The sequence below is a fragment of the Rhodoferax sp. RT4P68 genome (assembly GCF_056521305.1).
The window spans coordinates 70,968-83,770 of record NZ_JBWMBB010000014.1; the positions used below are offsets into that span (position 1 = coordinate 70,968).

A 12,803-nucleotide genomic window follows, 5' to 3' on the forward strand; every position below is an offset into this window, starting at 1 on the left:
CGGACGGCGTGGGCCAGAGGCGGCGCCGGCGTCAGCGGCTCAGGGCTGCTGGGCGACCCGCGTGGCAGCGGGCGGCACGTCCGGCAGGTTGCCGCGACCGGCGGCGCCGCCGCGCAGCTCCATGCGCACGCGCAGCGGCGAGCGGCGCTGCTCGATGACGGGCGGCGGTTTCAGGCCCTGGTACAGCCGCATGACGGTCTGCACGTAGGCCTGTGTTTCCTTGTAATTGGGAATGCGGTTGCCGGCCCGCTGCACAGCACCTTCGCCGGCGTTGTAGGAGGCCAGCGCCAGCTCCAGCTGCCCCGGGAACATGTCGATCAACAGGCGCAGGTAGCGTGTGCCGATGCCGATGTTGGTCTTGGGGTCGGTCAGCTTGACCTCGATCGGCGCCTTGGCATCGCCCGCCAGGCCGAAGCGCTCGGCCGTGGCCGGCATGATCTGCATCAGCCCGACCGCGCCCTTGGGCGACACGGCGGCGCGGTCGAAGCCGGATTCGGCCACGATCAGCGCCTGCAGCAACTCGTAGTCGACCTTGTGCTTGGCAGAGGCCTCGCGCAGGTGCGGCTTGAGCAGCTTGTAGGTCGGCGAGACCTCGAAGAAGTTGACCAGCTTGGCCGGCAAGGGCTGCACGTCCGATGTGAGTGCGGGGTTGATGGCGCCCTCGCCATCGCGCGTGTCGAAGCTGTCGTCGCCCTTGTAGAACAGCGTGTAGCGCTCGTCCACCTGCTCGTGCGCGAAGTGCGCCACACCGCGCGGGTCGATGTAGCCCCACACGTCGGCCAGTGCAGCCAGCGGCATGGCAGCGGCCAGCACCGTCAGCAGGCACGCGGCTGTCTTGACCTTGAACGCTGCAAACATCAAATATCTACCTCGACTGCGTCGCCATGCAATTCCATCAATTCCCGACGGGATGCGGCTTCGCCCTTGCCCATGAGTTTGGTGATCAGCTGCTCGGTCCCGGTGAAATCCGTGTGGCCGAGCTGCACCGGCAGCAGGCGGCGGGTATCAGGGTTCAGCGTGGTGTCCCACAACTGTTCGGCACTCATTTCGCCCAGCCCCTTGAAGCGGCTGATCGCCCAACTGCCTTCCCGCACGCCCTCTTTGCGCAGTTTATCGAGGATCGCCGTCAATTCGCCAGTGTCAAGTGCGTAAGCTTTGGACGCCGGCTTTTTTCCACGGGCGGGCGCGTCGATGCGAAACAGCGGCGGGCGCGCCACGAACACGTGGCCGGCCTCGATCAGCTTGGGGAAATGCCGGAAGAAGAGCGTGAGCAGCAGCACCTGGATGTGCGAGCCGTCGACATCGGCATCGGCCAGGATGCAAACCTTGCCGTAGCGCAGGCCGGTCATGTCGGGCGTGTCGTTCGGGCCGTGCGGGTCCACGCCGATGGCCACCGAGATGTCATGGATCTCGTTGTTGGCGAACAGCCGGTCGCGCTCGACCTCCCAGGTGTTGAGCACCTTGCCGCGCAACGGCAGCACGGCCTGGCATTCCTTGTCGCGGCCCATCTTGGCACTGCCGCCAGCCGAGTCGCCTTCGACCAGGAAGACTTCGTTGTGCGTGATGTCGCGGCTTTCGCAGTCGGTCAGCTTGCCGGGTAGCACGGCCACGCCCGAGCCCTTGCGCTTCTCGACCTTCTGGCCGGCGCGCTGGCGCGACTGCGCGGCCCGGATGGCGAGTTCGGCCAGCTTCTTGCCGTAGTCCACATGCTGGTTCAGCCACAACTCGAGCGCCGGGCGCACGAAGCTTGCGACCAGCCGCACGGCGTCACGCGAGTTCAGCCGCTCCTTGATCTGGCCCTGGAACTGCGGGTCCAGCACTTTGGCCGACAGCACGTAGCTGGCGCGCGCGAACACGTCCTCGGGCAGCAGCTTCACGCCCTTGGGCAGCAGCGAATGCAGTTCGATGAAGCTCTTGACGGCCGTGAACAGGCCTTCGCGCAGACCGGCCTCGTGCGTGCCGCCAGCGCTGGTGGGGATCAGGTTGACATAGCTCTCGCGCACCACCTGGCCCTCTTCGGTAAAGGCCACGCACCACTGCGCGCCCTCACCCTCGGCAAAGGTCTCGTGGTTGTCGGCGTAGCCCTCGCCCTCGAACAGCGGAATGAACGGGTCGGCCGTCAGCGTCTGCGTCAGGTAGTCGCGCAGGCCACCCTTGAACTGCCAGGTCTGCGTGTCGCGCGACTTCTCCACCGTCAGCGAGACGGTCACGCCGGGCATCAGCACGGCCTTGCTGCGCAGCAGGTGGGCCAGTTCGGCCATGGGCAGCACTTCGCTGTCGAAGTACTTGGCCTCAGGCCAGACACGCACCGAAGTGCCGGTGCGGCGGTCGCCTTCGCCGGCCTTGCGCACGACCAGCGGCTCCACCACATCGCCGTGGGCAAACACCAGGTGCGCAGCCGAGCCGTCGCGGTAGGAAGTCACTTCCAGCCGTTTGGCCAGCGCATTGGTGACCGACACGCCCACGCCATGCAGGCCGCCCGAGAAGCTGTAGGCGCCGCCCTTGCCCTTGTCGAATTTGCCGCCCGCGTGCAGGCGGGTGAAGACGAGTTCGATGACTGGGGCACCTTCCTCAGGATGCATGCCGAACGGGATGCCGCGGCCTTCGTCTTCGACGCCGATGGACCCATCGGCGAACAGCGTGACGCGGATCTTCTTGCCGTGGCCGGCCAGCGCCTCGTCGGCCGCGTTGTCGATGACTTCCTGGATGACGTGCAGCGGGTTGTCGGTGCGCGTGTACATGCCCGGTCGCTGCTTGACCGGCTCCAGGCCCTTCAGCACTCGGATGGACGCCTCGCCGTACTGCGGTTGCGCCTTTGCGGGGGGATTGCTTGCCATGGCGCGGGATTGTAGGCGCGCGCCGACCTACAAACTGTATGAAACCACAGATTCGTGCGCCATGCGAACGTCTTCCGCCAGGCAAACGTCCACCAAATTCACTACAGTCGCGCGATGACAAACACAACAAGGGCAACCCTGCCATTGGCGCGCATCTTGATCTGCGGTGGACTGATCGTCACGCTGTCCATGGGCATCCGCCACGGTTTCGGCCTGTGGTTGCAACCCATCACGCAGGCACAGGATTGGACGCGCCAGACCTTCGCGCTGGCCATTGCGGTGCAGAACCTGTCCTGGGGCGTGGCAGGCATCTTCGCCGGCATGGCGGCCGACCGCTTCGGCGCTCTCCGCGTGCTGCTGATCGGGGCAGCGCTGTACGCCGTGGGGTTGATCGGCATGGCGCACTCCAGCACGCCGCTGATGTTCTCGCTCAGCGCCGGCATCATGCTGGGGATGGCCCAGGCCGGCACCACGTATGCCGTGATCTTCGGTGTGATCGGCCGCAATGTGTCGCCCGAACGGCGCAGCTGGGCCATGGGCGTGGCCGCTGCGGCGGGATCGTTCGGCCAGTTCCTGATGGTGCCGGTTGAGGGCTTTTTGATCGCGCGCTTCGGCTGGCAGGAGGCCCTGGTGATTCTGGGCGTGGCAGTGCTGTTGATCATGCCGCTGGCCTTCGCGCTGCGCGAGCCAGGCTTCTCAGGCAACAGCGCAGCACGGCGCGAGCAAAGCATCGTCCAGGCATTGGTCGAGGCGTTCAAGTACCCCAGCTTCCAGCTGCTGATGGCGGGCTACTTCGTCTGCGGCTTTCAGGTCGTGTTCATCGGCGTGCACCTGCCGAGCTACTTGAAAGACAAAGGCCTGACGCCTGAAGTCGCCAGCTACGCGCTGGCGCTGGTCGGGCTGTTCAATGTGTTCGGCACCTACATCGCCGGCAGCCTGGGCCAGCGCATGCCCAAGAAGAACATCCTCTCGTTCATCTACTTCGCGCGCGCCGTGGTGATCAGCCTGTTCTTGCTGGCGCCACTGAATGCTCTGAGCGTCTACCTGTTCGCGGCCAGCATGGGGCTGCTGTGGCTGTCGACGGTGCCGCCCACCACGGCAGCGGTGGCGTCGATCTTCGGTGTGCAGCATTTGTCGATGCTGGGCGGCTTCGTGTTCTTCTCGCACCAGATCGGCTCGTTCCTGGGCGTCTGGCTGGGCGGTGTGCTGTACGACCGCACCGGCAGCTACGACGTGGTGTGGGGCATCACCATCGCGCTTGGCGTGTTCGCGGGGTTGGTGAACCTGCCGGTCAAGGAAGCGGCGATTCAGCGGCCTACGCTGAAGCCGGCTTGAAGACCATGCGCACCGCCGGCAAGATCACCCTGGCCGTGGCCGCCGCAGCGGCGCTGGCAGGCGTGTTCGCCATGTACCTGCGGCCCGAGTTCCTGGTCGATCTGTCGAACCAGGTCTGGGCCTGCTTCTGATGGTTGCGGTGCCCGTGCAGCCGATGCAGCCGCTGCACCCACCCTCCAGCTGGGTGCTGCGCTGGGCCCACCTGGTGCCGAATGGCGGCAGTGCGCTCGACGTGGCCTGCGGCCCGGGCCGGCATGCATACTGGCTGCATGACCGAGGCTGCCGGCTGACCGCGGTCGACCGCTCCCCCGAAGCCATCGCCAGCCTGGCCCCGCTGGTGGCGGCAGGCGCCGAGGTCGTGCAGGCCGACATCGAGACCGGGCACTGGCCGTTCGCGGGCCGCCGGTTCGATGCGGTCGTGGTGACCAACTATCTGTGGCGCCCTTTGCTGCCCCAGATCATCGAGGCCGTCGCGCCTGGCGGTGTGCTGCTGTACGAGACCTTCGCCCAGGGGAACGAGACGGTCGGCAAGCCTTCGCGCGCGGATTTCCTGCTGGCACCCGCCGAACTGCTGCGCGCATGCACAAGCCTGCGCGTGGTGGCGTTCGAGGACGGTTTCGAAGACGCGCCACCACGTTTCGTGCAGCGCATCGCCGCGGTCCGCGAGCTTGCCGACACACGCCCGGAACTCCCCGCGAGGCACCGGCTCTGACCCTTCGGCCCAGCGAAGTGCGCTGGGTAGAATGCTCGTTTTTCCGTTTCAGACTGCGGACATGACACCCATTACCGGCAGCATCGTGGCGCTCGTCACACCGATGTTCGAGGACGGCAGCGTGGACTACCCCACGCTGCGCAAGCTGATCGATTGGCACATCGCCGAGGGGACGGATTGCATCGGCGTGGTCGGCACGACGGGCGAATCGCCCACGGTCAACGTCGAAGAACACTGCGAGATCATCCGCGTCTCGGTCGAACAGGCCAAGGGCCGCGTGCCCATCATGGCGGGCTGCGGCGCCAATTCGACGGCCGAGGCGATCGAGCTCACACGCTTTGCCAAGAAGGTCGGCGCCGATTGCCAGTTGCAGGTCGTGCCCTACTACAACAAGCCCACGCAAGAGGGCCAGTACCAGCATTTCAAGGCCATTGCCGAGGCGGTCGGCGATCTGCCCATGGTGCTCTACAACGTGCCCGGCCGCACCGTGGCCGATCTGCTGCATGACACCGTGCTGCGCCTGGCCCAGGTGCCCGGCATCGTCGGCATCAAGGAGGCGACCGGCAACATCGAACGCGCTCAGTGGTTGATCCGCGATGTGCCCCCCGGTTTTGCCGTTTATTCCGGTGATGACCCGACGGCGGTGGCGCTGATGTTGTGCGGCGGCCAGGGCAATGTCAGCGTCACCGCCAACATCGCTCCGCGGCTGATGCACGAACTGTGCTTGGCCGCCATCGCTGGCAACGCACAGAGCGCGATGGAGATCCAGCGCCGGCTGCTGCCGGTGCACAAGCACTTGTTCGTCGAGGCCAACCCGATTCCGCTGAAGTGGGCGATGGCGCGCATGGGCTTGTGCGGGGAGACCATGCGCTTGCCCATGACACCACTGTCAGTCGCCCACCATCCCGTGGTGGAAGGCGCCCTGCGCGCCAGTGGCCTGCTCTGAACGCAGCGCCGGTTATTCAACAGGAATTTCGTACGTGAACCAATCCGCAAGAATCGCGCTGCTGGCGCTGGCCCTTTCGCTGGGCGCCTGCTCGGTGTTCGATGGCGACAAGATCGACTACAAGAGCGCCGGCAAGGCCCCCTCGCTGCAGGTGCCGCCCGATCTGACGCAGCTCAGCCGGGACAGCCGCTACGTGGTGCCCGGCAGCGCCGTCACCGCCAGCGCCTACCAGACCGCGCAGCCGCAGGCCGGCGTGCCGGTCGCCGCATCCAATCTGGGCGACGTGCGCATCGAACGCACCGGCAACCAGCGCTGGCTGGTGGTCGGCCGCGCACCCGACAAGCTGTGGGAACCTGTGCGCGAGTTCTGGCAGGAGAACGGTTTCCTGCTGACGCTCGATCAGGCCAACCTGGGCATCATGGAAACCGACTGGGCCGAGAACCGCGCCAAGCTGCCGCAGGACTTCATCCGCAGCACGCTGGGCAAGGTGCTCGATTCGGTCTACTCCACCGGCGAGCGCGACAAGTTCCGCACGCGCCTGGAGCGCACCCCCAACGGCACCGAGATTTTCATCAGCCACCGCGGCATGGTCGAGGTCTACCCCGACAACCAGACGCGCGAGCGCACCGTGTGGCAGCCGCGTGCCGTCGACCCTGAGCTCGAGGCCGAGTTCCTGCGCCGCCTGATGGTCAAGCTCGGCGCCACGACCGAGCAGGTGCGCACGGCCGTCGCGGCCGAAGCCGCAGCCCGTCCGACCTCGCGCATTGCCACCGTCAACAACTCGCCGGTGGTGCAGATGGACGAAGGGTTCGACCTGGCCTGGCGCCGCGTCGGCCTGGCGCTGGACCGCACCGGCTTCACGGTCGAAGACCGCGACCGCAGCCAAGGCATGTATTTCGTGCGCTACGTCGAACCAACGGCCGACAGGAAGGAGCCCGGCTTCTTCAGCAAGCTGCTGAACTTCGGCAGCTCGCCTGCCGTGGCGCCGCTGAAGTACCGCATTGCCGTGCGCAGCCAGGGCGCCGCCACCACGGTTTCGGTGCTGAACGCCGAGGGCGCGCCCGAAGCCTCGGCCAACGCGCAGCGCATCGTCAAGGTCATCGCCGACGACTTGCGCTAGCCTCAGGGCGTGCTGCGTTTCAAGAACCTGGGCAGCGGCAGCTCAGGCAACGCCACGGTGGTGGAGGCGACGCAAGACGGCCGCCCCACCCGCCTGCTGGTCGATTGCGGATTGGGGCCGCGCACGCTGGCGACGCGGTTGGGAGAAGCTGGCCTGGCCCTGACGGACCTGGACGCCATCTTCGTCACGCACGAGCACAGCGACCACATCGGCAGCGCCTGCAGGATCGCGCTGCGCCACCGCATTCCCCTGTGGATGAGCTACGGCACCTATGCGGCCATCGGCACGCCAGAGCTCGACGGCCTGCTGCGCATCGCACGTGACAGTGAAGCCATCGCCCTCGACGCCCTGCAGCTGCGGCCCTTCACCGTGCCGCATGACGCACGCGAGCCCCTGCAGCTGCGCCTGAGCGACGGCGCCACTTGCCTGGGCATCCTGACGGACCTGGGCCACGCCACGACGCATGTGCTGGACCAGCTGGCCGGCTGCAGCACCATGTTGCTGGAGTGCAACCACGATCCGGATTTGCTGGCCGACTCGCCCTACCCGCTGTTTCTGAAGCGGCGCGTGGGCGGATCGCACGGCCACCTGGCCAACCATCGGGCTGCGGGCATCGCTTCCGCGCTCGCGCCGCATGGCCTGCAGCGTGTGGTCGGCGCGCATCTGAGCCGCCAGAACAACCGGCCCGACCTGGCGCTGGCTGCCCTGGCAGGCGCGGTCGGCTGCGACGCGCTGGAACGCAGCGTGGCCGACGCGCTGCTGGGCACGCCCTGGATCAGCGTTTAAGGCCCCAAAAGCAAAAGGCCACCTTGCGGTGGCCTTGGGCTTGAGCGCGCGAACGCGCCTGGCTTTTACTTCTTGGCAGCGTCTGCAGCGGACTTGACGGCGTCCGCAGCAGCCTTGGCAGCGTCGGACGCTGCAGCAACACCCGAGGCGGCAGCGTCGGCTGCGGTGGCAGCAGCGCCTTGCGCAGCGGCGGCCGCGCTGTTGGCAGCGTCGGACACGGCAGAAGCGGCGGACGCAGCAGCGTCGGCAGCAGGCGCCATGGCAGGAGCCGGTGCGGGCTCAGGTGCTGGCACGACGACCGCTGGTGCGGGCGCAGGCGCGGGCATCGGCTCTTCCTTCTTGCCGCAAGCAGCCAGAGCAACGGAGGCCATCAATGCAGCCAGTACGAGAGTCTTGTTCATTTGGTATTCCTTGTGTGCGAGTGAAATTCTGGAGGAGTGCAGCCCTCTCCTGAGGCTGCAGCAACCGAGGTGAAAGCACCCGATCGCTTTCAACTCAGCCGGCGATTATAGCCAGCCACACCCCCAGAACTAGCGTTAACCCCAATCGTAACGACTCGTCACAGTCCGAGCACCGAGGCCGCGAACGCGGGTGTGCTCTTGCGCAACCACGGCGCCAAGGTCTCGCGCAACTGCACGCGGCGCACTGGCTCGGTGCCCGCCACGCCTGTGCAGCGGTCGGTGTCCAAACGGTGCAGTGCCCATTGCGGGCTGACCATCAGGCTGGGCAGCGCCAGCGGGTCGGCGCTGCGGCAGGCGTGGCTGTCGATCAGGTGCGACCAGCGGCTGCGCCACGCCACGAAGCGCGCGTGGCGCCGCACCACCTCGTCGTAGTGCCGCGCCAGCAACACACAACGGCGCCCGGTGCGCGCCCAGGCCTGCAGGTCCTCACACACCGCGCGCTCACCCAGCGGCCAGTCCTCGAAGGTGTCATCGCACATGACGATCTCCTGCCAGCCGTCACGCGCGGCGACGTGCAGCGCATCGCGCAGCCATTGCTGGAACTGCACGCGGCCCTCGAAGCGGCCTTGCGGCAAGGACACCGGCAAAGGCTTTGGCACTTGATCGGCAGGCTCTTGCATGGGCTGCCCCACGACATTCAGCCCGGCGCCAACGGCCGCAACCAGCCGTCGGCACACCAGCGCGCCAACAGTTCGCGTGCGCCGGCGCTGGCCGTCGCAAGCTCGCGCGCGTTCAACTGCCGCGTGTCTGCCAGACGCCGCATCAACCGTGCATCGCGACCGCCGGCGCGGTAGCCTTCACCGTTCAGATAGACGTGACGGCCGTCATAGAGCATGCGGCTGCGCCGGTCCAACGCCACGCCGTGCTGCAGGTCCGGCGCGTCGGCCTCGCCCGACGCGAACCACACCTGGGGCTTGGGCTCGCTCAGGATCTCGCCCAGCGCGCAGTCCAGCGCATCGGGGTCGGCCAACAAGGCGGACAGGGCTTCCTGCGCAAAGCTGCGCAGCGCCTGGGGCATCAGCGCCGGCTCGGCCGTAGCCGCTTGCCCAGGGTCGCGGTACAGCGCAGGGCCAAGCGCATCGTCGGCCGTCTCGGCCATCCGCTGCAGCAGGTCGCGTGCGATGCCGGCGCGGTCCGGCGCGCGAAAGCCGATCGAGCAGGTCATGCATTCGCCGATTGCCTCGCCGTCGTGGGCATAGCGCGGCGGCAGGTACAGCATGTCGCCGGGCTCCAGCACGAATTCGTCTTCGGGCTCGAAGTTCGCGAGGATCTTCAACGGCACGCCCTCTTGCAGTTGCAGATCGCGCTGGCGGCCGATGCGCCACCGCCGCCGCCCATGGGCCTGCAGCAGAAACACGTCGTAGCTGTCGAAGTGCGGGCCCACGCCGCCGCCATCTGTCGCGTAGCTGACCATCACGTCGTCCAGCCGCGCCTCGGGCACGAAACGAAACTGCTGCAACAGCGCGTGCACGGCGTCGTGGTGCAGATCGACACCCTGTACCAGCAGCGACCATGCCCGCTGGCCGAGGGGCGGCAGCGCACGCCGGGCCAGCGGGCCGTGGCGCATCGTCCAGCCGCCCGCGCCGTGCACGACCAGGCGCGACTCGACGTCCTCCTGCTCGGCCAGCCGAAACAACTCGGCACGCGCGAGCGGCGCGCAGAAGCCGGGCACGGCGCCGCGCACCAGCAACGGCTTTTTCTGCCAGTGGCGCTGCATGAACCGCTCGGGGCTGAGGCCGCCCAACAGCGGCAAGGGAGTGGTGGTGTCCATCATTTCCTTCGTGCGCGACTGGCACGGGCCAGACAGGGGCGCCCGGCGAAGCTGCGACAATTCTTCCATGGAAATCACCCAACAATGCGTCGTGGCCCTGACCTGGAAGCTGCAGGACACCCTCGGCGAAGACCTGGACGTTCTCAGTGAACCGGTGGAATTTCTCGTCGGAGGCGGCGACCTGCTGGCCAAGATCGAGGAAGCACTGCAAGGCCACGAGGCCGGTGACACCCTGCGCCTGCAGCTGGAGCCGGAGGACGCATTCGGCGACTTCAACGAAGAGCTGATCTTCCTGGAGCCGCGCGCCCTGTTCCCCGACGTGCTGGAAGAGGGCATGAGCTTCGACGGGCTCGCGCTGCCCGAAGGCATGAACACGGAGATCCCGCGGGACCGCATGTACACCGTGACCGAGATCTATCCCGAGCACGTCGTGCTGGACGGCAACCACCCGTTGGCTGGCATTGCCCTGCGCCTGACGCTCACGGTCAATGCCGTGCGCGACGCCGACGAAGACGAGATCGGCCGCGGCTCGGCAGGCACCGGTTTTTTCAAGGTGCAGTCCGCCGCGCCTGGCGGCTCGTCGCTGCACTGAAGCGCTGACGCTGAGGCTCAGGCCGTCCCGGTCGAGCCGTAACCCGCCGCGCCGCGCGACGAGGCGGGAAACTCGTTCACCACGTTGAAGCGTGCCTGCACCACGGGCACCACGACGAGCTGCGCAATGCGCTCCATTGGTTGCACGGTGTAGGCAGTGGTGCTGCGGTTCCAGGCGCTGACCATCAGCTGGCCCTGGTAATCGCTGTCGATCAACCCCACCAGGTTGCCCAGCACGATGCCGTGCTTGTGGCCCAGGCCCGAGCGCGGCAGGATCAGCGCCGCATAGGACGGATCTTCCAGGTGGATGGCAATGCCCGTTGGCACCAGCTGCCAGGCGCCGGGCGCCAGCAACAAAGGCTCGTGCAGGCAGGCCCGCAGGTCCAGCCCGGCGCTGCCGGGGGTGGCGTAGGCAGGCAGCTGCTCTGCCATGCGGGGGTCGAGAATCTTGACGTCGATGTGCATGTCACTTGGGGTGGCGCGCGCTGTCGCGGGCGCCAGGATCGGTGGAGGGAACGCCCGCTCGCTGGCGGGCTTGGGCGATGAGTTCGGGCCACGGCAACCCCCGCAGGCGCACCCAGGCCAGGGCGCCGAATGCCAGCATCAGCGGCACCGCTGCCAGCGCCAACGGTGGGTACGCGGCCGAGGCCATCAAGAACAACACGAACGCTGCAAAGCCCCACTGGAACAGCTGCACCAGCCGCGCCTTGACGAGCGCGCCCAATGCCGGGGCCTCCTGGGGCGCGCCAGCGACAGGACGGGGCAGATCGCCACGACGTGGCCGCGTCGGGGTCGATGTCGATGTCGGGATCGCTGCTTCCTGCCCGCCCGCCGTGGTCTTGTGCAGCAAGCGCAGGGTCGCCTCGCGGCCCAGCTCCTCCACATAGCGTGCGAAGTCGCCATCGGGCGGGGTGTCGTAGACCGAGGGGGGCATCAGCGGGTGCGCAGACGCGACTGGATGTCGTCGATCAGCTGGCGGGCCAGCGCCTGCTTGGAGGCCCTGGGCAGCTCCCGCACGCCTTCGGCATCGACCAGCACCAGCTGGTTGTCGTCATGGCCGAAGGTCGCCGGCCCGATGTTGCCGACCAGCAGCGGAACGCCCTTGCGCGCACGTTTGGCCTGGGCGTGGCGGATCAGGTCTTCGCTCTCGGCGGCAAAGCCGACGCAATACAGCGCACCGCTGCGCGCACGTTCGGACTGCGCGACGCGCGCCAGCACATCGGGGTTCTCGATGAACGCCAGTTGCGGCAGTTGGCCCGAGCCGTCCTTCTTGATTTTCTGCAGCGCAGCAGCAGCGGGCCGCCAGTCGGCCACCGCCGCAGTGGCGATGAACACGGTCGCCGCATCCACGTGCTGCTCGACCGCCTGCAGCAGGTCGCAGGCCGAGCGCACATCCACGCGAACGACGCCACGCGGCGTCGCCAGATGCACCGGCCCGGCCACCAGCGTGACCTGCGCACCGGCTTCGCGCGCGGCGCGTGCAATCGCAAAGCCCATCTTGCCGCTGGACAGGTTGGTGATGCCGCGCACCGGGTCGATCGCCTCGAATGTCGGCCCGGCCGTCACCAGCACATGCTGGCCCTGCAGCGTCTTGGGCGCGAGGTGAGCGATCAGGTCTTCGACCAGTTCAGCCGGCTCCAGCATGCGGCCGTCGCCGGTTTCGCCGCAAGCCTGCGCGCCGGTACCGACGCCGAGCAGCACGGCACCGTCGGCAGCCAGCTGCGCCATGTTGCGCTGGGTGGCCGGGTGCAGCCACATCTCGCGGTTCATGGCCGGCGCGATCAGCAAGGGCACACGCTGCGCCGGGCGCGCCAGGCACAGCAGGCTCAGCAACTCGTCCGAGCGGCCCTGCACCAGGCGCGCGATGAAGTCGGCGCTGCACGGCGCGATCAGGATCGCATCGGCCTCGCGCGACAAGTTGATGTGCGGCATGTTGTTGGGCTCGCGCGCATCCCACTGGGAGCCATGCACGGGCCGATTCGACAGCGCCTGCATGGTCACCGGTGTGATGAAACGCTCGGCCGCCTCGGTCATCACCACCTGCACGGTGGCACCTTGTTTGACCAGCAACCGGCACAGTTCGGCCGACTTGTAGCAGGCGATGCCACCGGTCATGCCGAGCACGATGTGGCGCCCGGCGAGATCGGCTTGCGCGCCGCTGCCTGCCTGCGCAGATGTGTCCATTTGAGTCCTCGAGAGCGTCCGGGCGCAATGTAGCAGACACCTATAATCTCGCTTTACCAC

15 protein-coding genes are annotated in these 12,803 nt (G+C 67.5%); 7 read left to right on the top strand and 8 right to left on the bottom strand.

Translation table 11 applies throughout. The features are described 5' to 3' along the window. Window positions 1-39: 39 nt before the first annotated feature. Together AC099J_RS25340 and AC099J_RS25345 are read right to left on the bottom strand one after the other, a co-directional pair. Window positions 40-858 (bottom strand): lytic transglycosylase domain-containing protein, encoded by an 819-nt coding sequence (locus AC099J_RS25340; protein WP_479618069.1) that lies wholly within the window; start codon window positions 856-858, stop codon window positions 40-42. Further along, window positions 858-2,837, bottom strand: coding sequence for a DNA topoisomerase IV subunit B (locus AC099J_RS25345; protein WP_479618070.1), 1,980 nt, complete (start codon window positions 2,835-2,837; stop codon window positions 858-860). The genes AC099J_RS25340 and AC099J_RS25345 overlap by 1 nt, the downstream gene beginning before the upstream one ends. Window positions 2,838-2,951: 114 nt before the next feature. Here AC099J_RS25345 and AC099J_RS25350 point away from each other — a divergent pair, with 114 nt between their 5' ends. The 6 genes from AC099J_RS25350 (at window position 2,952) to AC099J_RS25375 (ending at window position 7,736) form a co-directional block, all read left to right on the top strand. Then, window positions 2,952-4,172 (top strand): MFS transporter, encoded by a 1,221-nt coding sequence (locus tag AC099J_RS25350; RefSeq protein WP_479618071.1) that lies wholly within the window; start codon window positions 2,952-2,954, stop codon window positions 4,170-4,172. Then, window positions 4,169-4,303 (top strand): hypothetical protein, encoded by a 135-nt coding sequence (locus tag AC099J_RS25355; RefSeq protein ID WP_479618212.1) that lies wholly within the window; start codon window positions 4,169-4,171, stop codon window positions 4,301-4,303. Before AC099J_RS25350 ends, AC099J_RS25355 begins: the two co-directional genes overlap by 4 nt. Window positions 4,304-4,326: 23 nt before the next feature. Next, the gene (locus tag AC099J_RS25360) at window positions 4,327-4,884 is read left to right on the top strand and encodes a class I SAM-dependent methyltransferase (protein ID WP_479618072.1); all 558 of its coding nucleotides are present in this window, start codon (window positions 4,327-4,329) and stop codon (window positions 4,882-4,884) included. Window positions 4,885-4,945: 61 nt separating this feature from the next. Next, entirely contained in the window at window positions 4,946-5,830 is an 885-nt protein-coding gene (gene dapA, locus AC099J_RS25365; RefSeq protein ID WP_479618073.1) for a 4-hydroxy-tetrahydrodipicolinate synthase, read from the top strand. A gap of 34 nt (window positions 5,831-5,864) precedes the next feature. Continuing rightward, window positions 5,865-6,950, top strand: coding sequence for an outer membrane protein assembly factor BamC (gene bamC / locus AC099J_RS25370; protein WP_479618074.1), 1,086 nt, complete (start codon window positions 5,865-5,867; stop codon window positions 6,948-6,950). Between the two features lie 9 nt (window positions 6,951-6,959). After that, window positions 6,960-7,736, top strand: coding sequence for an MBL fold metallo-hydrolase (locus tag AC099J_RS25375; RefSeq protein ID WP_479618075.1), 777 nt, complete (start codon window positions 6,960-6,962; stop codon window positions 7,734-7,736). Window positions 7,737-7,801: 65 nt separating this feature from the next. Here the strand turns inward: AC099J_RS25375 and AC099J_RS25380 are convergent, their stop codons facing one another. The 3 genes from AC099J_RS25380 to AC099J_RS25390 all read right to left on the bottom strand — a co-directional run bounded on the left by AC099J_RS25380 (window position 7,802) and on the right by AC099J_RS25390 (window position 9,968). Further along, window positions 7,802-8,137, bottom strand: a complete 336-nt coding sequence (locus AC099J_RS25380; protein WP_479618076.1) for a hypothetical protein — start codon at window positions 8,135-8,137, stop codon at window positions 7,802-7,804. A gap of 158 nt (window positions 8,138-8,295) precedes the next feature. Continuing rightward, on the bottom strand, window positions 8,296-8,817 hold the full coding sequence (locus AC099J_RS25385) for a hypothetical protein (RefSeq protein ID WP_479618077.1): 522 nt from the start codon (window positions 8,815-8,817) through the stop codon (window positions 8,296-8,298). A gap of 17 nt (window positions 8,818-8,834) precedes the next feature. Beyond that, entirely contained in the window at window positions 8,835-9,968 is a 1,134-nt protein-coding gene (locus AC099J_RS25390) for a JmjC domain-containing protein (protein ID WP_479618078.1), read from the bottom strand. A gap of 67 nt (window positions 9,969-10,035) precedes the next feature. Between AC099J_RS25390 and AC099J_RS25395 the strand changes: the two genes are divergently transcribed. Then, window positions 10,036-10,560 (top strand): FKBP-type peptidyl-prolyl cis-trans isomerase, encoded by a 525-nt coding sequence (locus tag AC099J_RS25395; RefSeq protein ID WP_479618079.1) that lies wholly within the window; start codon window positions 10,036-10,038, stop codon window positions 10,558-10,560. A gap of 17 nt (window positions 10,561-10,577) precedes the next feature. Here the strand turns inward: AC099J_RS25395 and dut are convergent, their stop codons facing one another. From dut to coaBC, 3 genes are read right to left on the bottom strand one after another with little or no spacing between them, the layout of a single operon-like run. Continuing rightward, window positions 10,578-11,024 carry a dUTP diphosphatase gene (dut, locus tag AC099J_RS25400; RefSeq protein WP_479618080.1) on the bottom strand — a complete coding sequence of 149 codons (447 nt, stop codon included), beginning with the start codon at window positions 11,022-11,024 and terminating at the stop codon, window positions 10,578-10,580. 1 nt (window position 11,025) lies between these two features. Further along, entirely contained in the window at window positions 11,026-11,493 is a 468-nt protein-coding gene (locus AC099J_RS25405) for a hypothetical protein (protein ID WP_479618081.1), read from the bottom strand. Beyond that, window positions 11,493-12,743, bottom strand: coding sequence for a bifunctional phosphopantothenoylcysteine decarboxylase/phosphopantothenate--cysteine ligase CoaBC (gene coaBC, locus AC099J_RS25410; RefSeq protein WP_479618082.1), 1,251 nt, complete (start codon window positions 12,741-12,743; stop codon window positions 11,493-11,495). The genes AC099J_RS25405 and coaBC overlap by 1 nt, the downstream gene beginning before the upstream one ends. Window positions 12,744-12,803 lie beyond the last annotated feature (60 nt).